Annotated in this window: 17 protein-coding genes, 1 tRNA gene and 1 pseudogene; 6 read left to right on the forward strand and 13 right to left on the reverse strand. The window is 66.7% G+C overall.

Annotation, left to right across the window (positions count from 1 at the left end; genetic code table 11):
• The 3 genes from Q0D45_RS10675 to Q0D45_RS10685 form a co-directional block, all read left to right on the forward strand.
• Nucleotides 1–639 (forward strand): DUF3422 domain-containing protein (locus Q0D45_RS10675; protein WP_293392417.1); only part of this gene is annotated, 639 nt, incomplete at its 5' end.
• Between the two features lie 43 nt (nucleotides 640–682).
• Nucleotides 683–1,306, forward strand: coding sequence for an Rrf2 family transcriptional regulator (locus Q0D45_RS10680; RefSeq protein ID WP_293392420.1), 624 nt, complete (start codon nucleotides 683–685; stop codon nucleotides 1,304–1,306).
• A complete protein-coding gene (locus Q0D45_RS10685; protein WP_293392422.1) occupies nucleotides 1,303–1,716 on the forward strand; it encodes a hypothetical protein in 414 nt (137 codons plus the stop codon). The genes Q0D45_RS10680 and Q0D45_RS10685 overlap by 4 nt, the downstream gene beginning before the upstream one ends.
• A gap of 71 nt (nucleotides 1,717–1,787) precedes the next feature.
• On the opposite strand, the gene Q0D45_RS10690 is transcribed toward Q0D45_RS10685, so the two are convergent.
• The 10 genes from Q0D45_RS10690 to bluB form a co-directional block, all read right to left on the reverse strand.
• A tRNA-Pro gene (locus Q0D45_RS10690) sits at nucleotides 1,788–1,864 on the reverse strand.
• Between the two features lie 60 nt (nucleotides 1,865–1,924).
• Nucleotides 1,925–5,032, reverse strand: a complete 3,108-nt coding sequence (locus Q0D45_RS10695) for an efflux RND transporter permease subunit (RefSeq protein ID WP_293392425.1) — start codon at nucleotides 5,030–5,032, stop codon at nucleotides 1,925–1,927.
• On the reverse strand, nucleotides 5,029–8,271 hold the full coding sequence (locus Q0D45_RS10700; RefSeq protein WP_293392428.1) for an efflux RND transporter permease subunit: 3,243 nt from the start codon (nucleotides 8,269–8,271) through the stop codon (nucleotides 5,029–5,031). Before Q0D45_RS10700 ends, Q0D45_RS10695 begins: the two co-directional genes overlap by 4 nt.
• Nucleotides 8,272–8,305: 34 nt before the next feature.
• Complete coding sequence (locus Q0D45_RS10705; RefSeq protein WP_293392431.1) at nucleotides 8,306–9,553, reverse strand: MdtA/MuxA family multidrug efflux RND transporter periplasmic adaptor subunit; 1,248 nt, start codon at nucleotides 9,551–9,553, stop codon at nucleotides 8,306–8,308.
• Nucleotides 9,554–9,787: 234 nt separating this feature from the next.
• Nucleotides 9,788–10,501, reverse strand: coding sequence for an adenosylcobinamide-GDP ribazoletransferase (cobS, locus tag Q0D45_RS10710; protein ID WP_293392433.1), 714 nt, complete (start codon nucleotides 10,499–10,501; stop codon nucleotides 9,788–9,790).
• The gene (locus Q0D45_RS10715) at nucleotides 10,489–11,061 is read right to left on the reverse strand and encodes a histidine phosphatase family protein (protein ID WP_293392436.1); all 573 of its coding nucleotides are present in this window, start codon (nucleotides 11,059–11,061) and stop codon (nucleotides 10,489–10,491) included. Before Q0D45_RS10715 ends, cobS begins: the two co-directional genes overlap by 13 nt.
• Nucleotides 11,058–12,104: a nicotinate-nucleotide--dimethylbenzimidazole phosphoribosyltransferase gene (gene cobT, locus Q0D45_RS10720; RefSeq protein WP_293392439.1), complete on the reverse strand. Its 1,047-nt coding sequence runs from the start codon at nucleotides 12,102–12,104 to the stop codon at nucleotides 11,058–11,060. The genes Q0D45_RS10715 and cobT overlap by 4 nt, the downstream gene beginning before the upstream one ends.
• On the reverse strand, nucleotides 12,101–12,622 hold the full coding sequence (gene cobU, locus Q0D45_RS10725) for a bifunctional adenosylcobinamide kinase/adenosylcobinamide-phosphate guanylyltransferase (protein WP_293392442.1): 522 nt from the start codon (nucleotides 12,620–12,622) through the stop codon (nucleotides 12,101–12,103). Before cobU ends, cobT begins: the two co-directional genes overlap by 4 nt.
• Nucleotides 12,610–14,076, reverse strand: a complete 1,467-nt coding sequence (locus Q0D45_RS10730) for a cobyric acid synthase (RefSeq protein ID WP_293392445.1) — start codon at nucleotides 14,074–14,076, stop codon at nucleotides 12,610–12,612. Before Q0D45_RS10730 ends, cobU begins: the two co-directional genes overlap by 13 nt.
• A 49-nt stretch (nucleotides 14,077–14,125) precedes the next feature.
• Entirely contained in the window at nucleotides 14,126–14,776 is a 651-nt protein-coding gene (gene bluB, locus Q0D45_RS10735; RefSeq protein ID WP_293392448.1) for a 5,6-dimethylbenzimidazole synthase, read from the reverse strand.
• 134 nt (nucleotides 14,777–14,910) lie between these two features.
• Between bluB and Q0D45_RS10740 the strand changes: the two genes are divergently transcribed.
• Together Q0D45_RS10740 and Q0D45_RS10745 are read left to right on the forward strand one after the other, a co-directional pair.
• Nucleotides 14,911–15,834 (forward strand): DUF808 domain-containing protein, encoded by a 924-nt coding sequence (locus Q0D45_RS10740; protein ID WP_293392451.1) that lies wholly within the window; start codon nucleotides 14,911–14,913, stop codon nucleotides 15,832–15,834.
• 52 nt (nucleotides 15,835–15,886) lie between these two features.
• A complete protein-coding gene (locus Q0D45_RS10745; protein WP_293392454.1) occupies nucleotides 15,887–17,545 on the forward strand; it encodes a formate--tetrahydrofolate ligase in 1,659 nt (552 codons plus the stop codon).
• Here Q0D45_RS10745 and Q0D45_RS10750 read toward each other — a convergent pair.
• Nucleotides 17,529–18,221, reverse strand: a complete 693-nt coding sequence (locus tag Q0D45_RS10750) for a 4'-phosphopantetheinyl transferase (RefSeq protein WP_293392456.1) — start codon at nucleotides 18,219–18,221, stop codon at nucleotides 17,529–17,531. The two genes, Q0D45_RS10745 and Q0D45_RS10750, sit on opposite strands and share 17 nt — an antisense overlap.
• 51 nt (nucleotides 18,222–18,272) lie before the next feature.
• Between Q0D45_RS10750 and Q0D45_RS10755 the strand changes: the two genes are divergently transcribed.
• Nucleotides 18,273–19,076 (forward strand): 2,3-dihydro-2,3-dihydroxybenzoate dehydrogenase, encoded by an 804-nt coding sequence (locus Q0D45_RS10755; protein WP_293392459.1) that lies wholly within the window; start codon nucleotides 18,273–18,275, stop codon nucleotides 19,074–19,076.
• A 63-nt stretch (nucleotides 19,077–19,139) separates the two neighbouring features.
• Here Q0D45_RS10755 and Q0D45_RS21635 read toward each other — a convergent pair whose 3' ends face one another.
• On the reverse strand, nucleotides 19,140–20,489 hold the full coding sequence (locus Q0D45_RS21635) for a condensation domain-containing protein (RefSeq protein WP_366946414.1): 1,350 nt from the start codon (nucleotides 20,487–20,489) through the stop codon (nucleotides 19,140–19,142).
• Nucleotides 20,466–21,317 (reverse strand): annotated as a pseudogene (locus Q0D45_RS21640) (isochorismatase family protein); the annotation flags it as partial. The pseudogene Q0D45_RS21640 and the gene Q0D45_RS21635, both read right to left, overlap by 24 nt.
• Nucleotides 21,318–21,322: the final 5 nt, after the last annotated feature.

A 21,322-nucleotide genomic window follows, 5' to 3' on the forward strand; every position in this document is an offset into this window, starting at 1 on the left:
GCGCCGCGGACGCGGGCCATCGAGCAGTCGCTCGGGGCACTGACCGCCCAGATCGCCGCCGAGGACGGCGCGGTGGCCGATGAAGCGCTGCTGCACGAGCTGACCCAGCTGGCCGCCGCCGTCGAAAGCAGCCTGGCGACCACCGAGTTCCGCTTCAACGCCTGCATCGCCTATCACGCGCTGGTCAGTACCCGCATCGAGGAACTGCGCGAACGCCGGCTGCCGGCCGTGCAGCCGATCGGCGAGTTCATGACCCGCCGCCTGGGCCCGGCGGTGTTGACCTGCCGGCACACGCTGAAGCGTCTGCACGAGCTGTCCGATCGCGTCGCCAAGGTCAGCGGCCTGCTGTCGACCCGCGTCGACATCACTCGCGAGCGCCAGAACCAGGCACTGCTGGCGTCGATGGAACGCCGCACCGGGCTGCAACTGCGCCTGCAACAGACGGTGGAAGGCCTGTCAGTGGCGGCGATCGTCTATTACGCCTCAGGGCTGGTCGGCTATCTGGCCAAGGCCGGCAAGGCGGCGCATCTGCCGATCGACCCGGACCTGGTCGTCGGCCTGGCACTGCCGGTGCTGTTCATCAGCGTCTGGCTGGGCCTGCGGCGCATGCACCGGAAGCTGCACGCGGCGGATCACTGAATCCGGCTTGCGCCAATAAACGCGGACAACTAAAGTCCGCGTTATGGCGCATCTGGGAAACAGTATCGAATACGGGCTGCATTGCCTGCTCTGGCTGGCGGCGCCCGATGCTGCGCCGGCCAGCAGCCGTGATCTGGCCGAGCTGCAGGGCGTGTCGCCCTCGTTCCTGGCGAAGATCTTTCCCAAGCTCGAGAAGGCCGGGATCGTCAGCGCCAGCGCCGGCATCCGTGGCGGTTACCGGCTCGCGCGGCCGGCGACGAAGATCACCGTGCTCGACGTGGTCGACGCCATCGAAGGCCACAAACCCCTGTTCGACTGCCAGGAAATCCGCGGCCGCTGCGCGATCTTCAAGGGCAAGGCACCGGCCTGGTCGACCCAGGGCGTCTGCTCGATCCACGCGGTGATGCTGCGTGCCGAGCAAAGCATGCGTGCCGAACTCGGCCGCGCCACGCTGGCCGATCTGGTGACGACGGTGGCCCGCAAGGCACCGGCCGGCATGCCCTCCGAAATCAAGGTCTGGCTGACCGGGCGGCTGGCGGCGCGATCCGAAGCGCAAGCGGAAGGCCGAACGGCGCAAGCCGAGCGCGCGGCCGTATCGAAACGGCGACGGCGGCCCAAGCACCAGGCAAAAGCTCAAACGAAAGAACCAGGGGGAGAACAACAATGATCGAGACCAGGAACACCCGTCAGGCAGCAGGCGTGCTCAGCATCTTCGCCCTCATTCACTGCGCGATCGCGCTCTGGCATGGCGGCGCCCACCTGTCGGTGCCGGTGGAACTGGACCCGCCGAAGATGGCCTTCGTCGGCCTGGTAGTCGTCATCCTGCCGCTGCTGGCCGCGGCGCTGCTGTGGACCAAGCTGAAGAAAGTCGGAGTGGTGCTCTACACCGGATCGATGGCGGCGGCGCTGGTGTTCGGCATCGTCAATCACTACATCCTGATTTCGCCGGACAACGTCACCTGCGTGCCGCCCGGTGATCACCGGATGACCTTCATCGTCTCGGCGGGATTCGTCGCTGGCAGCGAACTGATCGGCACGCTGCTCGGTGTGATCGCGTTGCGGCGCTGGTTCAACTGAGCGTCGGGCAAAAAAAATCCCCCATCGAAGGGGGGTTCTTTTTCACGTCGCTGCGCGGCTTTGCCACGTGATGGTCGGAGAGACAGGAATCGAACCTGCGACCCCCTGCTCCCAAAGCAGGTGCTCTACCAAGCTGAGCTACTCTCCGACTGGGCGCGCAGTCTAACCGTTTTGGTGATCGGGTTTGGCGCTCCGTCCGGAGATTTTTTCAGACTGGGGCCGCACTCAGGTTCGTTCGGCGCTCGCGGCGACGCCGGCGCCAGCCGGTGAGTTTCTCGAAACCGAGGTAGACGATCGGCGTCGTCAGCAGGGTCAGCAACTGGCTCAGCAGCAGGCCGCCGATGATCGCGATGCCGAGCGGTTGCCGCAGTTCCGAGCCCGTGCCGAGGCCGATCGCCAGCGGTACGGCGCCGAACACGGCGGCCATCGTCGTCATGGTGATCGGCCGGAAACGGGTCATGCAGGCTTCGAAGATCGCGTCGCGCGGGCTCATGCCGCGGTGGCGCTGGGCTTCCAGCGCGAAGTCGATCATCAGGATGGCGTTCTTCTTGACGATGCCGATCAGCAGGATGATGCCGATGATCGCCACCAGCGACAGTTCCATGTCGAAGGCCAGCAGCGCCAGCAGCGCGCCGATGCCGGCCGAGGGAATCGTCGACAGGATGGTCAGCGGGTGCACCCAGCTTTCATAGAGCATGCCGAGCACGATGTAGACCGCGAGCAGCGCGGTCAGCAGCAGGATCGGAAAGGCATCGAGGCCGCTGGCGAACAGCGCGGCACTGCCGCCGAAGCCGCCGCGTATCTCGCCCGGCATCTGCAGATCGACCATCGCCTTGGCGATCTGCGCTTCGACCTGCGGCAGGCTGGCGCCGGGCAGCAGATTGAAGGTCAGGTTGACGACGGTGAACTGGCCTTCGTGATTGATCGACAGCGGCGCGGTGCCGAACTCGAAACGGGCGATCGCCGACAACGGCACGGCGACGCCGGACGGCGTGGCCACCTGGATGCGGGCCAGCTCGGAGGGGTCCTGCTGCTCGTCCGGCGTGGCTTCGAGGATCACCCGATGGGTGTTGGTGCGGTCGTAGATCAGCGCGATCTGACGCTGACCGAAAGCGTCGTACAGCGCCTGGTCGACAGTGGCCGGGCGCAGGCCGAGGCGCGAGGCGGCATCGCGATTGACGACGACATTCAACTGCAGTGCGCCGGTTTCCAGATCGGAAGACACGTCGACCAACTGTGGCATCTTCTTCAGGCGTTCGACCAGCTTCGGCGTCCACTCGTAGAGGTCTTTCGCTTCCGGCGCGCGCAGCGCGTACAGGTATTGCGAGCGGCCGGAGCGGCCACCGGCGCGCAGGTCCTGCACCGCCTGCAGATACATCTCGATGCCTTCGACTTTCGCGGTCTTCGGCCGCAGCCGTTCGATGACCTTGTCGGCGCTGATCTTGCGGCCCTGTTCCGGCGTCTTCAGGTTGATGAACATGCGCCCGGAATTCGAGGCGCCGCGGCTGCCACCGACGAAGTAGACCGCCGACTGCACGGCCGGATCAGCGAGCACGACATCGGCCACTTTCAGGGTCTTTTCGGCGATCGCCGCGAACGAGGTGTCCTGCGCCGCCACCAGGTTGCCGGAGATGAAACCGGTGTCCTGCTGCGGGAAGAAGCCCTTCGGCACGATGGTGTACAGGTAGCCGGTGAGGAATACGGTGCCGAGCGTGAACAGCGCCATGATCCGCGTGTGGCGCAGCGCCCACAGCAGCGCGACCCGGTAGCCGGAGAGCAGCCAGGCCAGGCCGGCTTCCAGGCCTCGTTCAAGCCGGCCCGGTACGCGCTCATGGTTCTCAGGGCGCAGGAATTTCGCGCACAGGGTCGGCGTCAGGGTCAGCGAGATCAGCGCCGATACCGCGACGGCCACCGCCAGGGTCACCGAGAACTCGCGGAACAGCCGGCCGGGAATGCCCGCCAGGAACAGGATCGGGATGAACACGGCGATCAGGGACACAGTGATCGACAGTACCGTGAAGCCGATTTCCTTGGCGCCGCGCAGTGCGGCATCGCGCGGCTTCTCGCCCTTCTCGATATGGCGAACGATGTTCTCGATCACCACGATCGCATCGTCGACGACGAAGCCCACCGACACCGTCAGCGCCAGCAGCGACAGGTTGTCGAGGCTGTAGTCGAGCAGCCACATCGCCGCGAAGGTCGCGGCCAGCGCCAGTGGCACGGTGACGCCGGCAATCGCCGTCGGCACGCCACGGCGCAGGAACAGGAACATCACCAAGATCACCAGCGCGGTCGACAGCACCAGCGCAATCTGCACCTCGTCGACCGAGGCGCGAATGGTCTGCGTGCGATCGGCCTGGATCGACAGCTCGACCCCCGGCGGCAGGCTGGCGCGCAAGGCCGGCAGCTGGCCGAGGATCTGGTCGACGGTCTCGATGACATTGGCATCAGCCTGCTTGCGGATGAACACCAGCACCGCGCGCTTGCCGTTGTACCAGCCGGCCAGACGGGCGTTCTCCTGGCCATTGATCACCGTGGCGACCGAGGACAGCGGGATCGGCACGCCGTCCCGCGTGGCGATGATGGCGTTGCGGAAGTCCTCGACGGTGGCCAGCTGGTCATCGGCATCGATGACCCAGGTCTGCGCCTCGTCGCTCAAGGAGCCCTTGGCGCGATTGACGGTCAGCGCGTTGATCGCCGTGCGCACCGTCGCCATCGACAGGCCCATCTGCGCCAGCTGCGCCGGATTCGCCTGGATGCGGATCGCCGGCTTCGCAGCGCCGGAAATCTGCACTTCAGCAACACCTTTCACCTGCGACAGACTCGGGTTCAGCTGGTTGTCGGCGAACTCGTAGACCTTGTCGAGACCGACGGTGTCCGAGGTCAGCGCCAGGATCAGGATCGGCGAATCATTCGGGTTGGCCTTGCGCCAGGTCGGCGGCGCCGGCAGGCCGGCGGGCAGGTCGGCGAGCGAGGCATTGATCGCCGCCTGCACGTCACGCGCGGCGCCATCGATGTCGCGATCGAGATCGAACTGCAGCACCACCGTGGCGCTGCCGAGCGCGCTCGACGAGGTGATCTCGTTGACGCCGGGGATCTGGCCGAAGCGCCGTTCCAGCGGCGCGGCCACGGTCTGCGCCATGGTTTCGGGTGAAGCCCCCGGCTGCTGGGTCGAGACGAAGATGATCGGGAATTCGACCTGCGGCAGCGGTGCCACCGGCAACCGCGAATAGGCCAGCGCGCCGATCAGGAAGATGCCGATCGCCAGCAAGCTGGTGCCGATCGGCCGCGCGATGAAGGGCGCGCTGAGGTTCACTTTGCCTGCACCACCGGGGTCGGCGCGGCCTCGCCATCCTTGCGGCTGAAGCGCTTGGCCAGCTTGTCCATCGCCAGATAGATGACCGGCGTCGTGTACAGGGTCAGCATCTGGCTGAGGATCAGGCCGCCGACGATGGCGATGCCGAGCGGATTGCGCAGCTCCGAACCGGTGCCCGATTCCAGCGCCAGCGGCAGCGCGCCGAGCAGTGCCGCCATGGTCGTCATCATGATCGGCCGGAAGCGCAGGCAGGCGGCTTCGAAGATCGCCTCATGCGGCGGCTTGCCGTGATCGCGTTCGGCCTCCAAAGCGAAGTCGATCATCATGATCGCGTTCTTCTTGACGATGCCGATCAAGAGCACCACGCCGATCAGCGCCACCACCGAGAAATCCTGGCCGGTCAGCATCAACGCCAGCAGCGCGCCGACGCCGGCGGACGGCAGGGTCGACAGGATGGTGATCGGGTGGATGTAGCTCTCGTAGAGCACGCCAAGGACGATGTAGATCACGACGATGGCCGCCAGGATCAGCCAGGGCATGCTCGCCAGCGAGGTCTGGAATTCGGCCGCACTGCCGGAGAAGCTGCGCTGCACCGAGGTCGGCAGACCGATCTCGGCAGCCGCGGCATCGATCGCCGGCAAGGCGTGGCTCAACGACTGCCCGGCCGCGAGATTGAACGACAAGGTCGCCGCCGGCAGCTGGCCCAAATGGCTCAGCACCAGCGGGCCGCGTACGGTCGTCGCGGTGGCCACCGCAGACAGCGGCACCAGGCTGCCGCTGGTCGATTTCACATAGAGCTGATCGAGCGCATCCGGCCGCTTGCGGAACTCCGGCGGCACTTCGAGCACCACCCGGTACTGGTTGATCGCGGTGAAGATGGTCGTCACCTGACGCTGACCGAACGCGTCATACAGCGTGTCGTCGATCGCCTGCACCGGCACGCCGAGGCGGCTGGCGCGATCACGCTGGATGTCGAGCTTCAGGTACAAGCCATCGACCTGCTGATCGGTGGTGACATCGGTCAGCTCGGGCTGGCGCTTCAGGGCGTCGATGAACTTCGGCGTCCACTCGGCCAGTTCCGCGGCATCGAGGCTTTTCAGCACCAGCTGGAACTGGGTGCGGGCGATGCGGCTGTCGATCTGCAGATCCTGCACCGGCTGCATGAACAGGGTGATGCCTTCGACATCGGCGGCCAGCGTCTTCAGCCGACGAATGACGCCATCGGCACTGGTGCTGCGCTCAGCCCTAGGCTTCAGCACGATGTTCAGGCGGCCGGTGTTCAGAGTCGGATTGATGCTGCCGGAGCCGACGAAGGCGGCAACGCTCTTCACGTCCGGATCGACGCGAATCGCTTCGGAGAGCGCAAAAGTGCGTGCCTGCATCGCCGGAAACGAGATGCTCGCTTCGGCTTCGGCGACGCCGACGATGACACCCGTGTCCTGCTGCGGCAGCAGGCCTTTCGGAATGCTGATGAACAGCCAGGCGGTGGCGATCAGAGTGAGGCCGAAGACCAGCAAGGTCTGCTTCGGCCTTGCCATCACCCAGCGCAGCGAACGGGAATAGCTATCGAGCAGATTGTCGAACTGCCGCTCGCTCCAATTGAACAGCTTGCCGTGCCTGGCGTTCGGGTCTTCGGCCTTGAGGAGCTTGGCGCACATCATCGGCGTCAGGGTCAGCGAGACGAAGGCCGACAAGATCACGGCGATGGTCAGCACCAGCGCGAACTCGCGGAACAGCCGGCCGATGACCCCGCTCATGAACAGCAGCGGGATGAACACCGCGATCAAGCTGACGGTCAGCGACACCACGGTGAAGCCGATCTGCTTGGCGCCCTTGCGCGCGGCGGTTTCCGGGTCTTCGCCGGCTTCAATGTAGCGGACGATGTTCTCGATCATCACGATCGCATCGTCGACGACGAAACCGGTGGCGATGGTCAGCGCCATCAGGCTCAGGTTATCGAGCGAGAAGCCGCACAGCGCCATGACGCCGAAGGTGCCGATGATCGACAGCGGCAGCGCCACGCTGGGGATCACCGTCGCCCACAGCTTGCGCAGGAATACGAAGATCACCATGACCACCAGCACCACGGTGAGCATCATCGTGAACTGCACGTCGTGCACCGAAGCGCGGATGGTTTCGGTGCGGTCGGCGAGCACCTCCAGATGAATCGACGCCGGGATGTTCGCAGTCAGCTGCGGCAGCAGCGCCTGGATGCGCTGCACGGTTTCGATGATGTTGGCGCCGGGCTGGCGGCGGACATCGACCAGCACCGCCGGACGAGATTCACTCGGTCGATCGGACGTTGCGTCTGCCGTCCCTGGCGAGGCGGTGCGCGCCTCGCTGGCCCCGGCCCGGCCATCCGTGGCCGGGCGCTCGTCGCCGCTGCGAGCAGTGCTCGCAAAGCGCGTCGAGCTCACCCACGCCGCCAGTTGCTCGTTCTCCACGCCTTCGAGGACGGTCGCGATATCGCTCAAGCGCACCGGCGCGCCATTGCGGTAGGCGATGATCACCGGCTTGTATTCGTCGGCCGAGATGATCTGGTCGTTGGAGCCGATGGTGAAGCTCTGCTTGGGGCCATCGAAGCTGCCTTTCGGCGCGTTGACATTGGCCTGCTGGAGCGCAGTGCGGATGTCTTCCAGCCCCAGCTGCAGCCCGGCCAGCGCAGTCGGATTGGCCTGGATGCGCACTGCCGGCCGCTGGTTGCCCTGGATCGACACCAGACCGACGCCGCTGACCTGCGACAGCTTCTGCGCCAGCACCGAATCGGCGAAATCGGCGACCTGGTTCTGCGGCAGCACTTCGGAGCTGATCGCCAGCTGCAGGATCGGCGCATCGGCCGGGTTGACCTTGTTGTAGACCGGCGGATACGGCAGATCATTCGGCAAGGTGCCGCGCGAAGCATTGATCGCCGCCTGCACGTCCTGCGCGGCGTTGTCGATATCGCGGTCGAGCACGAACTGCAGGGTGATCGTCGACAGGCCGAATGCCGAGTTCGAGTTCATCGACGACAGGCCGGCAATGGTGCCGAACTGCCGCTCCAGCGGCGTCGTCACCAGCGATTCGATCACCTGCGGGCTGGCGCCCGGCAATTGCGTGGTGACCTGGATGGTCGGGAAATCGACATCCGGCAGTGCCGCGATCGGCAGGCCGCGATAGCCGAGCGCACCGAGCAGCAGCACCGCGATCATCAACAGCGTGGTCGCGATCGGGCGCGAGATGAAGGGCTCGGAAACGCTCATGGCTGGGTGGCTCGCCCGAGGCTGGAAAGGAGGCTCAACGTGACGCCGCTGTGCCGGCGCCGGCGTGATCACCGGGCTTGCCGGCAGCCTTGGCATCCGGCGCCGGATCACTGGCCAGACGAATCTTCGAGCCCGGCTGCAAACGGTACTGGCCTTCGACGACGATGCGATCGCCATCGTTCAGACCCTTGGCGATCAGCGCGGTGCCGTTCTCGCTGCGGGCGACGGTGACGTCGCGCTTGTCGGCGATGCGGGCGCCCTTGTCGTCGGTCTTCTCGACATAGACGAAGTCGCCGTTCGGGCCACGCTGCACCGCACTGGCAGGAATCACCAGGCCGTTCTTCTCGGTGCGCACCAGCAGCCGCATGTTGACGAACTGGCCCGGCCATAGCGCGCGGTCCTGGTTGGCGAAGGTCGCCTTCATGCGGATGGTGCCAGTGGTCTGGTCGATCTGGTTGTCGACCACGGTCAGCTCGCCGGTGGCGATCTGCTTGCTGTTGTCACGATCGAAGGCCAGCACCTTGACGCCGGACTTGCCCGCTCCGCCCGCCGCGCGGATATCGGCCAGGCTCTGCTCGGGCAAGGTGAACACCACCGAGATCGGCATCACCTGGGTGACCACGACGATGCCGGTGGTGGTGCCGGCGTCGACGATGTTGCCGACATCGACCAGCCGCAGGCCGGTGATGCCGGAGATCGGCGCGGTGACCCGCGCGAAGCCCAGCGAGATGCGCGCGCTCTGCACGGCGGCCTCGTTGGCGCTCACGGTGGCTTGCGCCTGGGCGACGGTCTGGGCCTGAGTGTCGAGCTGCTGCTTCGACACATAGCCATCGCCGACCAGTTCGCTGAAGCGCTGCAGATCGCGCTTGGCGGTATTCAGCAGCGCCTGGTTCTGGGCTTGCTGCGCCTGCGCCTGCTGCAGCTGGGCCTCGAAGTTGCGCGGATCGATCTGCGCCAGCAGCTCGCCGGCCTTCACCGTCTGCCCTTCCTCGAAGGCCACCGACACCAGCTGGCCGCTGACCTGCGGCCGCACCGTCACCGTGTTGAACGCCTGCACGGTGCCGAGGCCATCGAGATAGATCGGCACATCGCGGCGGCCGACCTCGGCCAGCAACACCGGAATCGGCCCATTGGCGCCGGGGCGACCACCCTTGCCCGTACCGGACTCAGCCGCGCCAACCTCATGGTTCACACCGAACGTCGCCGGCTTGCGCAACACGAAATACCCGGCCAGCGGGGCAACCACACCCAGCACCAGCGCGATCGCCACGACTCTGCGCATGCGTTTTTTCTCATCCATCTGAAGGTTTGCTTGCAATGAAGCCGGCCCGCATTCATCGAGCGCGACTGAACCGCTTGGACGTGCCGCGCCCTCAATGGTTCGCGGCCAAGTCCCGAAACAGCGCGGAGATCGACTGAAAATCGACCGGAAATTCACCTGACGACCCCGATCGCTACCTTGCGTCAGCGCAGCGCCGGCCTGCAAGCAGCGGCGCGTGAAGTTCGGTAACGACGCTTAGACCATTTTGGCGACGAGGCCGACCAGCAGCCCTACTTCGACCAGTTCGATGCCGGCACCGAGCGCATCGCCGCACTGACCGCCGAGCCGGCGCTTCAGGAACAGGCCCCAGCCGGCGATCAGGATCGGCGCGATCAGCAGCCGCGGACTCAAGCAAGCGCTGGCAGCCGCCAGGGCCAAGGTCCACAGCAGCACCGCCCAGGGTTGGCGATCCCAGGCGAAACGATCGCCCATGCCGCCATGCAGCGGCGGCAGCCACCAGACCCATACCAGCGGCGCCAGCCGCGCCCAGGCCGGAATCAGCAGCAGCGCCGTATAGCTCGCGCCGGGCAAGGTCAGCAGCACCAGCTTGGCGAGCAGCATCAGCACCAGCGCCAGCACGCCGAAACTGCCGAGGTGCGGGTCTTTGAGCACCTCGAAGAAGCGCTTCGGATCACGATGTGCAGCGCCAAGCGCATCGGCGAGATCGGCCAGACCATCGAGATGCAGCCCGCCGGTGACCCAGACCCAGAGCGCCAGTACCAGCAGCGCGGCAAACGCCGGATGCTGGTCGCGAACCAGCATCGCCAGCCCAGCCAGCAGCGCGCCGATGATCAGGCCGACCAGCGGAAACCAGACTGCGCAGCGGGTCAGATCGGCAGGCTCGAAATCCCGCACCTGCGGCGTCGGCAGGCGGGTCAGGAACTGGGTGGCGAGGATCAGTCCGCGCATGGCGGCCTCAATGCAAGCAAGACCGGATCACCACCGTCCGGCAACAGGAATTTCAACGACGTGGCAGGCGGCACCGCGATGCGCCAGTGATCGTCGATCCGCAGCCATTCCTGCAGCAGCACGCGGATCACGCCGCCGTGGGTCAGGCACAGCCAGTCGCCGTCCGGGCCCGTTTCACGCCATTTCTTCAGTGCCGCAAACACGCGTGCACGGAAGGCCGGCAGTGCTTCGCCTTCCGGCGGCGCCAGCGTTTCCGGATCGGCCTGGAACGCGGCGTAGCGCGCGCCGTCGCGGGCCATCACCTCGGCTGGCGTCAGGCCCTGCCAGAGGCCGAAGTGCATCTCGCGCAGATCGTCGATCACCTGGCAGTCCGGCTGCAGGTCTTGCGCAAAGACACGGCAACGCTGCAGCGGCGAGCTGATCACGCCGGCCCAGCGCTGACCGATGACTGCCCGCTGCGTCGCCGCATCACCAGCGATGCTGACCGGCGGATCGAGCTGGCCCCAGAGCACGAACGGCCGCTCGTCGACCGCACCATGACGCAGCAGGGTCAGGCTCAACACGCGTCTTTCCCGGCAACACCCGCGCTGGCAAACGTCGCCATCTCGTTATGCAGCGCGCAGGCCAGGCGCAGCAGCGGTACCGCGACCGCCGCGCCGCTGGCTTCGCCAAGGCGCAGGCCGAGATCGAGCAGCGGCTCGGCGTTCATCGCCGCCAGCATCCGCGCATGGCCCGGCTCGGCCGAACGATGCGCGAAGATCAGCCAGGGCAGCACGCTGGGGTTCAGGCGCACGGCGCACAGCGCGGCGCTGCTGGCGATGAAGCCGTCGACCAGCACCGGCACACCGCGCTGCGCACAGGCAATAGTGCTGCCGGCGATCGCTGCGATCTCGAAGCCGCCGAGTCTGGCCAGCACCGCTTCCGGCGATACCAGATGGGCGGCATGCAGCGCCAGCGCTTCGGCGATCACTCGAGCCTTGGCCCGTACTCCGGCGGCATCGAGCCCGGTGCCCGTCCCGGCCAGTTCGTTGGGCGCTGCGCCGAGCAGCGCGCAGGCCAGCGCCGTCGCCGCACTGCTGTTGGCGATGCCCATGTCGCCGGCGATGAACAGGTCGACGTCCCCTGCCCGCGCCACGGCTGCATGTCCGGCCATCAAGGCCTGCTCAAGCTGTGCCGCACTCATCGCCGGCCCGCGCGAGAAATCCGCAGTGCCCGCAGCAACCCGCGCATCGACGACGCCGGCCGGCACCGCGCCGGTGTTGATGCTGCCGACATCGACCACTTCCAGACTGGTGCCGAGCGTTCGCGCCAGCACGCTGATCGCTGCGCCGCCGCTCGCAAAATTGGCGATCATCTGCTGGGTCACTGCTTGAGGAAACGCCGACACGCCGCGCGCCGCAATGCCGTGATCGGCCGCGAACACGGTGATCGCGATGCGTTCGGCGCGCGGCCGTTCGCGGCGCTGCAAAGCCGCCAGCCGGATCGCCAAAGTCTCCAGTTGGCCGAGCGATCCGGCCGGCTTGGTCAGCTGGGACTGCCGCTGCCTCGCGGCCTGCTCGAAGCCGGCGTCCGGCGTCTGCGCGGCTTGCGTCCACCAGTTCATCGCGTCACTTCCTTCAAGACCATCGGCAGGCCGGCAACAGTGAACACCACCCGCTCGCACTGGGCCGCCAGTGCCTGATGCAGCCAGCCGGCTTCGTCGCAGTAACGCCGGGTCAGCTCGCCGAGCGGCACCACGCCAAGGCCGGTCTCATTGCTGACCAGGATGATCTCGCCCGGCAAGGTCGGCAGCGTTGCCAGCAGCGCATCGCGCTCGGCGGCGAGGCGACTGCCGTTCTCGAACAGCAGCAGATTGCTCAGCCACAGGGTCAGGCAGTCGACCAGGATGCAGCGGCCCGGTGCGGCGACCGCGTGCAGGGTCGAGGCCAGCGCCAGCGGCTCTTCCACGAGCTGCCAGTTGACCGGCCGGCTGGCCCGGTGATGGGCGATGCGGCTGGCCATCTCGCCATCGCCGGCCTGCGCGGTGGCGACATAGCTGACCAGCAGGCCGCTGGCTTCGGCAAGGGATTGGGCGTGACGGGTCTTGCCGGAGCGGACTCCGCCGAGGATCAGGCTGCGCATGCTTTGAGCGGTTTCAACATGAGATTGAGGTCGAGGTGTTGTTCGATGCTGTCGGCGAGGCGGTCGATCGCCGCCTCTCTACGGGCTGCATGATCGCTGACTACGGGCTTGGCGAGCCCGGCCCAGCGCAACAGCGCGGTGCAGGCTTCGGGGCGATCGAACAGGCCGTGCACGTAGCTGCCGAGGATCTGGCCGTCGGCGCTGATCGCGCCGTCGCTGCCGGCATCGAGCATCGCGCTGGGCAAGGACAGCGCCGGCCCGCTGCTGACGCCGGCATGAATCTCGTAGCCGGCCATCGGTACGCCGCCGTCGAGCAGCAAGCTGCCGGAGACGTTGCGCAGCTGCTTGGTCGCCGCCAGCCGGGTCTCGAAATCGAGCCAGCCGAAACCGGGGCTGGCACCTTTCGCGCCTTCGAGGCCGAGCGGATCGTCGATGCACGTGCCGAGCATCTGGAAGCCGCCGCAGATGCCGATCAGCTTGCCGCCGTAGCGCAGATGTTTGGCGAGATAAGCCTCCCAGCCCTGTGCGCGCAGATGAGCGAGATCGGCGCGGACCGACTTCGAGCCGGGCAGGATCACCAGGTCCGCCGGCGGCGGCGTTTCGCCTGGGCCGACGAAATGCAGGTTGACTTGAGGCAGCGCGCGCAGCGGCTCGAAATCGGTGTGGTTGCTGATTCGCGGCAGCACCGGCACGACGATGCTCAGCGCAGCGCCAGGCTGGCTCTGGGCATTGCCGGCAATCGCGTCCTCAGCATCGAGCGCCAGGCCGTGCAGGTACGGCAGCACGCCGAGCACCGGTTTGCCGGTGCGCGCTTCGAGCCAGCGCAGACCGGATTCGAGCAGCTTGATGTCGCCGCGAAAGCGGTTGATGACGAAGCCGGTGACTCGCGCCTGCTCGCTCGCGCTGAGCAGTTCCAGGGTGCCGACCAGATGCGCGAACACGCCGCCGCGATCGATGTCGGCAATCAGGATCACCGGACAGTCCACCGCTTCGGCGAAGCCCATGTTGGCGATATCGCCTTCGCGCAGATTGATCTCGGCGGGCGAGCCGGCACCTTCGACGATGATCGCCTCATAAGCCGCGCTCAGCCGCGCATGCGAAGCCAGCACGGCGGCATGGGCGACCTTCTTGTAGTCGTGATACGTGCCCGCTTCCATGTTGGCGACGGCGCGGCCGTGGATGATCACCTGGGCGCCGGTATCGCTGTTCGGCTTGAGCAGCACCGGGTTCATGTCGGTGGTCGGCAGCACGCCGGCGGCCAGCGCCTGCAGCGCTTGAGCACGGCCGATCTCGCCGCCATCGGCAGTCACCGCGCTGTTCAGCGCCATGTTCTGCGGCTTGAACGGCGCCACCCGGATACCGCGCCGAAGCAGCACGCGACAAAGCCCGGCGACCAGGGTGCTCTTGCCGGCATCGGAGGTGGTGCCCTGCACCATCAAGGTGTTCGGGTTCATGCGCGCGCCGCGGCCGCGATCAAGGCATGCAGTTGCAACAGCCCATCGCTCAGCGCGGCCATCGGTTCTCGTGCAGCAGTTCATCGAGCGGGCGTGGCTGGCGCCAGTGTTCCTGCTGCAGCATCGGCGCCGGATAGAAGGCCCTGACCGGGCCCAGGCAGAGCACGGCGATCGGCTGGGTATCGGCCGGCAATTGCAGCAGCTGGGCCAGTTCGGCGGGCTCGAACATCGACACCCAGCCGAGGCCCAGACCTTCGGCGCGTGCCGCCAGCCACAGGTTCTGGATCGCGCAGGCGACCGAGGCCGTCGACATCATCGACGGCATGGTCCGGCGGCCGAAGATTTCGGTGTCCGGCCCGGCGTCGTGGACGGCGGCGACCAGCAGTTCGGCGCAGTCGCGAATGCCTTCCACCTTCAGTTTCAGGAACTCGTCCTGGCGCGAACCGAGGGCGATGGCCGTGCGCGCCACTTCCTGCTGAACCTGAGCGTATACCGCCTCGCGCAGCGCTTCATCGGTGATCCGCAGGAAACGCCAGGGCTGGCTCAGGCCGACGCTGGGTGCCGCGTGGGCCGCTTCGAGCAGACGCTGCAAGGTCGCCGCGGCGACCGGCTCGCGGACGAAATGGCGCATGTCGCGCCGCTCGTGGATGGCGCGGTAGACGGCTGCGCGTTCGGCGTCCAGGAAATCGGGTTCGGTCACGGAAAGGGTGGCACAGCGGCCTCGGGATGAGGCGCAGGCTCGCAGTTTGCAACACTCCGTGACGCCTCTGAAGCCAAGGCATACTTCGCGGCATCGCGGCCCAAGGCTGCACCCTCTTCGCAAAGGATTCCAACGTGGCCGGCTCCAGCCTGTTTCTGCTGATCGACGATATCGCGACCATGCTCGACGACGTCGCCACGATGACCAAGGTGGCGGCGACCAAGACCGCCGGCGTGCTCGGCGACGATCTGGCGCTGAACGCGCAGCAGGTCTCCGGTGTGGCCGCCGATCGCGAGCTGCCGGTGGTCTGGGCGGTGGCCAAGGGCTCCTTCGTCAACAAGCTGATCCTGGTGCCGGCGGCCCTCGGCATCAGCGCCGTGGCGCCAGTACTGATCCAGCCGCTGCTGATGTTCGGGGGCCTGTACCTGTGCTTCGAAGGGGTCGAGAAGCTGGCCCATCCGCTGCTGCATCCGGCCGATGGCCACGAGCAGGAGGAACGCCTGAAACTGCTCAGCGATCCCGCGCTCGATGTCGTCGCCTACGAGCGCGACAAGATCAAGGGCGCGATCCGCACCGATTTCGTGCTGTCGGCGGAAATCATCGTCATCAGCCTCGGCACCGTCGCCACCGCAGCACTCGTTGAACAACTGGCGGTGCTGGCCGGCATCGCGGTGATCATGACCGTCGGCGTCTATGGCCTGGTCGCCGGCATCGTCAAGCTCGATGACGCCGGCCTGTATCTCAGCCGCAAGCCGAGTGCCGCGCTGCGCGGCTTCGGCCGCCTGCTGCTGGCGGCGGCGCCGAAGCTGATGAAGATGCTGTCGATCGTCGGCACGGCGGCGATGTTCATGGTCGGCGGCGGCATTCTGGTGCACGGCGTGCCGGCTGCCGGCGAGGCGATCCATCATCTGCTCGAAGGCAGCAATGGCCTGCTCGCCTCGATCGCCAATGCGGCGATCGGTGGCGTCGTCGGCCTCATAGCCGGTGCGCTGGCGCTGGCAGTGTTCCTGCTCGGCGGCAAGCTGTTCCGGCGCGACAAAGCTGCGTCCGCGCACTGAATCAGGCCGTAAAGACAGCAACCTCCATCCCACGTACTGAATCGTTTCGCCCATGCCCAGCGATATCGAGATTGCCCTGGCGGCGCGCCTGCAAGCAATCATTCCCCTGATCGAGACCTGCCTCGGCATTCCCTACGGCCACTACAAGGCCAAGCTGTCGCTCGGCTACATCGAGAAGCTCAAGGATCGGCCGGACGGCAAGCTGGTGCTGGTCACCGCGATCACGCCGACGCCACCCGGCGAAGGCAAGACCACGACCACCGTCGGCCTCGGCGATGCGCTGAATCTGATCGGCAAGCGCAGCGTCACCTGCCTGCGCGAGCCTTCGCTCGGGCCCTGCTTCGGCAAGAAGGGCGGCGCCACCGGCGGCGGCCAGAGCCAGGTGCTGCCGATGGAGGACATCAACCTCCATTTCACCGGTGATTTTCACGCCATCGGCCTGGCCAACAACCTGCTCGCGGCGATGATCGACAACCACATCCACCACGGCAATGCCTTGCAGATCGATCTGCATCGCATCTCCTGGCGTCGGGTGGTCGACATGAACGACCGGGCGCTGCGCGACATCGTCGTCGCGCTCGGCGGCAAGGCCAACGGCCTGCCGCGCGAGGATCACTTCAGCATCGTCGTCGCTTCCGAAGTGATGGCGATCCTGTGTCTGGCAACCTCGCTGGCCGATCTCAAGGCCCGCCTCGGCCGCATCATCATCGGCTACTCCTTGAGCGGCGCGCCGATCACGCCGCGCGATCTCAAATGCGATGGCGCGATGGCGGCATTGCTCAAGGACGCGATCAAGCCCAACCTAGTGCAGACCATCGCCGGCAGTCCGGTGCTGATCCACGGCGGTCCGTTCGCGAACATCGCCCACGGCTGCAATTCGGTGATCGCCACCAAGGCAGCGCTGAAGCTCGGCGACTACGTGGTCACCGAAGCCGGCTTCGGCGCCGATCTCGGCGCCGAGAAATTCATCGACATCAAGTGCCGCCAGGCCGGCCTGAATCCGGCAGCCGCGGTGATCGTCGCCACCGTGCGGGCGATCAAGTTCCACGGCGGCGTGGCGATGGCCGACATGGGCCGCGAGAACCTCGATGCGGTGCGCAGCGGCCTGTCGAACCTGCGTCGCCACATCGAGAACATCCGCGAGGTCTATGGCCTGCCCTGCGTGGTCTCGATCAATCATTTCACTGCCGACACCCAAGCCGAACTGGACCTGATCCACGCGGCCTGCGCCGAACTCGGCGTGCCCTGCGTGGTGGCGCAGCACTGGGCGCTGGGCCCGGCCGGTGCCGAAGCGCTGGCACGGATCGTCGTCGAACTCTGCGAAGCCGCGCCGGCCTCGCCGAGCTTCGTCTACGACGATGCGCTGCCGCTGCTGGACAAGATCGAAACCGTTGCCCGGCGCATCTATCGCGCCTCCGGCGTCAGCGCCGATGCCAAGGTCCGCAAGCAGCTGAAGGAATGGACCGAGGCCGGCTACGGCCGGCTGCCGGTGTGCATCGCCAAGACCCAGTATTCGTTCTCGACCGACGCCGCACTGAAGGGCGCACCGGAAGACCATGTGCTGCCGATCCGCGAAGTGCGGCTGTCCGCCGGCGCTGGCTTCGTGATCGCGATCTGCGGCGACATCATGACCATGCCCGGCCTGCCGCTGCACCCGGCGGCCGAGCACATCGACATCGACGACGACGGCAACATCACGGGCCTGTCTTGAGTCGAGTCAAAGCGAACGCACGGTTGCCGATGGCTGCATGCAGCGCTACGGCTCGCTGACCGCGAAACGCGACCACGGCTGACTGCCGATCGGCCTCGACGATCTCGATATCGAAGAAGTTCAGGCGCGTTGAATTCGGTGCATCGACCGCCTTGATTAGGCTTTCCTTGATCGCCCACAAGCGGGTGGTCCAGTCCGCCGCTGCGATCTCGAGACGCTCGCCCAGCTGACATTCGCGTAGCTGACTGAAGCGCAAGGCCAGCCGCTGCGCCAGTTCCGGCGGCGGGCACAACTGGATGTCGATGCCGAGTGCCGCAGCATCACCGCACTGCGCCGCGACGGCGACTGCCAGACCATCGCCGTGACTGATCGAGCCGACGAAACCCTCCGGCCATGTCGGCGCGCGACGAGGACCGATCGGCAGGCCGCCGTCGTCTTCACAGCCAAGCTTGCGCAAGGCCGCAGCGGCGCAGCGGCGGCCGGCAAGGAACTCGATCTTCCGCTTCAGCGGCGCGCGTTCGAGCACGGCAGGGAGGCGTGCCGCCAAGGCTTCGAGCGTGTCGTCTTCGATCGTGAAGCGGCAGGCGCTAAGGGCAAGGCCAGACGGCAGTTCGATCGCTTGCGCGGCCAGTTCCGAACGCAGGCAAAAGTCGCTGATGCCAGCGCTGTGCAGCATGCGATCATCGTTTTCCACCCGCATGTTCACCTCTTCCGAAGACTTGCAACGATGACTTTGAACTCAGCACAGACCACCGACCTCGCCCCCGGATTCCGCAGCGGCGTGGCCCTGGTCACCGGCGCCGCCCAAGGCATCGGCGCGGCAGTGGCGCTGGCGCTGGCGACGCGCGGACTGACGGTCGCGGCCGTCGATGTACAGACCGATGTGCTGCACGCAGCCTGCGCACGGCATGCCGGGCTGCATGCCCATGTCGCCGATCTGCGCGACGCGGCGGCGATCGAAGCGCTGGTCGAAGCCGTCGAGCGCGAACATGGCGCGATCGAGTATCTGGTCAACGTCGCCGGCATCCTGCGCATGGCCGAGGCCACCGAACTCAGCGACGAGGACTGGCTGCAAAGCTTCGCCGTCAACACCCACGGCGTGTTCTACACCAGCCGCGCCGTTGCCCGGCGGATGCGCGAACGGCGGCGCGGCGCGATCGTCACCGTCGGCTCCAACGCCGCCGGCACGCCGCGCACGCGAATGGCCGCCTATGCCGCCTCGAAAGCCGCGGCAACCCAGTTCACCCGCTGCCTCGGCCTGGAACTCGCCGAGCACGGCATCCGCTGCAATCTGGTTTCGCCGGGCTCCACCGACACCGACATGCAGCGCCGCTTCTGGGGCAATGGCGGCGGCCCCGAACAGGTGATCGCCGGCTCGCTGGCGAGCTATCGGCTGGGCATTCCGCTGGGCAAGATCGCCCAGCCGGAAGACGTTGCCGATGCCGTGCTGTTCCTGCTTTCAGACGCGGCCTCGCACATCACCTTGCAGGACATCGTCGTCGATGGTGGCGCGACGCTGGGGCAGAGCTGAGCGCGCCCTCTCCCCCGGAAAGCATGCTTTCCGCCTCTCCCGCAAGGGGAGAGGGAGAACGGCTCAGATCAGTTCTGCTGCCGTCATCCAGGGCTGTTCCAGCCAGCCACCGAAGAACTCGGCGAAGCGCTGTGAATGCGCAGCCAGTTCGGCAGCCGAATAATTCTCGGCGCGGCCATCGAGATCGAAACCGATGCTGTTGGCTTGCGGCACGAAGATCGCTGCCAGATCTTCGACCGGCCCGGCCGCGAGAATCCGCGTGCCGAGCCGGCAGGGGCCGAGCTTTTCCGGATGGCCGAACGGCATCACGTTGATCTCGGTCGCCAGCAGGCCGCGGTTGTAGCCACCAGTTTCGAGATCGTGTTCCAGATGCTCGAAGCGATAGCGCTGATGCGGCCGCTGGCGCTGGAGGCTCATTCGCACCGAACCGGTGAGCAGTGCCAGCGACTGGTTGCCGGCATCGGCCAGCGGCAGCGGCATCACGTTCATCGCCGTGCACGGCACGGTCAGCGCTGCACTGCCGAGGCGCTGCATCACCGGCATACCGAGCACCACGTCCCGGCCATGACCGTAGATGGCGAGATAGCCGGCGAAACCGGCGGTGATCAGCTCCGGCCAGCTCAGGCCGAATTCGGCGGCGCGGCACTTCAGCAAGGCGCTGAGCACGATCGGCAGTTCGCTGCCGTGGCGACGGCCGCGAGCGATGCCGGCAATCGGTGACGCAGCCAGCGAGCGCGGCTGCTTGTTGACGAGATGGTCGAGCCAGAACTGTCGATCGACGGCGCGCGCTGTCGACTGCTGATACGCGATATCGGCCGCGACCACGGCCTGCAAACCAGTGAACGGTGATGACCCGGCGCTTTCACCGCGCAGGCAGGCTTGGTAATGCGCGGCGACACGGCGCGCAATCATCTGGAAGCCATAACCATCGAGCAGCAGGTGATGAGCGCGATGCAGCCAGCAATGGCGGTTAGCATCGAGCCGGTACAGGCGATGCTCGAACAGCAGCCCGGCTTCAGGATCGAATGGCCGCGTCAGTTCGCTGGCCAGTTCCACTTCGAAGGCCGTGGCGTCGATGCCGCTGAGGTCCTGCAGTTGCAGGCCGCTGCTGCGCGCTGCGATCGGCTGCTGCCAGGCTTGGCCATCACGCTCGAACAGGCGCAGATGCAGGGACGATGCTTCGGCCAGCGTTGCATCGAGCGCCTGGGTGAACAGATCCACATCGAGCGGGCCGTTGATCTCGATGCATTCGGCAGCGTGGAAGACGCTGTCGTCGCCGGCCATGCGCTGGCCTTGCAGCACGCCGAGCTGGGCCTGGGTCAGTGGCAGCGCTTCGAAGCTTTGTGCGGCGGGTGCGCTGATGACCGGAACAGCCGCCGGCGCGCCGCACAGCAGCGTGGCCCATGCGGCCAGGGTCGGCGTTGCCGCCAGCGAGCCGAAGTCGACGTTGGCACCCAGCGAACGCCAGCGATCGACCAGCGCCATCAGACGCACCGAGTCGAGGCCGATCAGCAGCAGATCGTCATCGTCTTCGAGCGCTTCCGGCGCGATCTCGATCTGCTCGGCAACTTCGGCGCGCAGGCTGGCGCGATCGATCAGCGAGGTTCTAGCAGTCTGCAGTGCAGCCAGTGCCGTTTCCGTGGTCAGCGCGCAGGCGCAGCGTCCGGCGGCATAGCGCAGTGCCTGCTCGTGTTCGTCGCGCGAGAAATCGGCCAGCGCATCGCCGGCGAGAAAGGCCTGGATGTCGAGCATGAAGGCTTCGGCGGCGGTCATCAGGCAGCCGATATGGGCGTAGACGCCGCAGATCAGCAACTGGTCGCGGCCACGTTCGGCCATGAAAGCTTCGAGCTTGGAGCGCTTGAACGCGCTGTAGCGCCACTTCTCCATCACCGTGTCGCCAGGCTGCGGCGCGATCGCCGGCAGGATGCGCACCAGCTCGGGACGATCGGCCAGGCCCTTGCCCCAGAAGTCGGTCAGCAGGGCGCGATCTTCCGGCTTCTGGTTGCCGGGCTGAGCGGTGTAGACGATCGGCACGCCGGCCGCGCGGCAGGTGTTCAGCAGGCGGCCGATGTTGGCGATCAGCTCCGGCATCGGTGCCTGGCCGGCATCGAAGAAATCGACGAAGTACTGCTGCATGTCGTGCACCAGCAGCACGGCGCGCGAGGCCCGCAAGGTCCAGCCGGTCTTGTCGGCCGGCATCTGCACGGGCATTGGATAGCCCTGGATTCTGGGTATGCCCATCGTGG

Origin of the sequence: Nevskia sp., assembly GCF_023266035.1 — a bacterium.
GTDB lineage: Bacteria > Pseudomonadota > Gammaproteobacteria > Nevskiales > Nevskiaceae > Nevskia.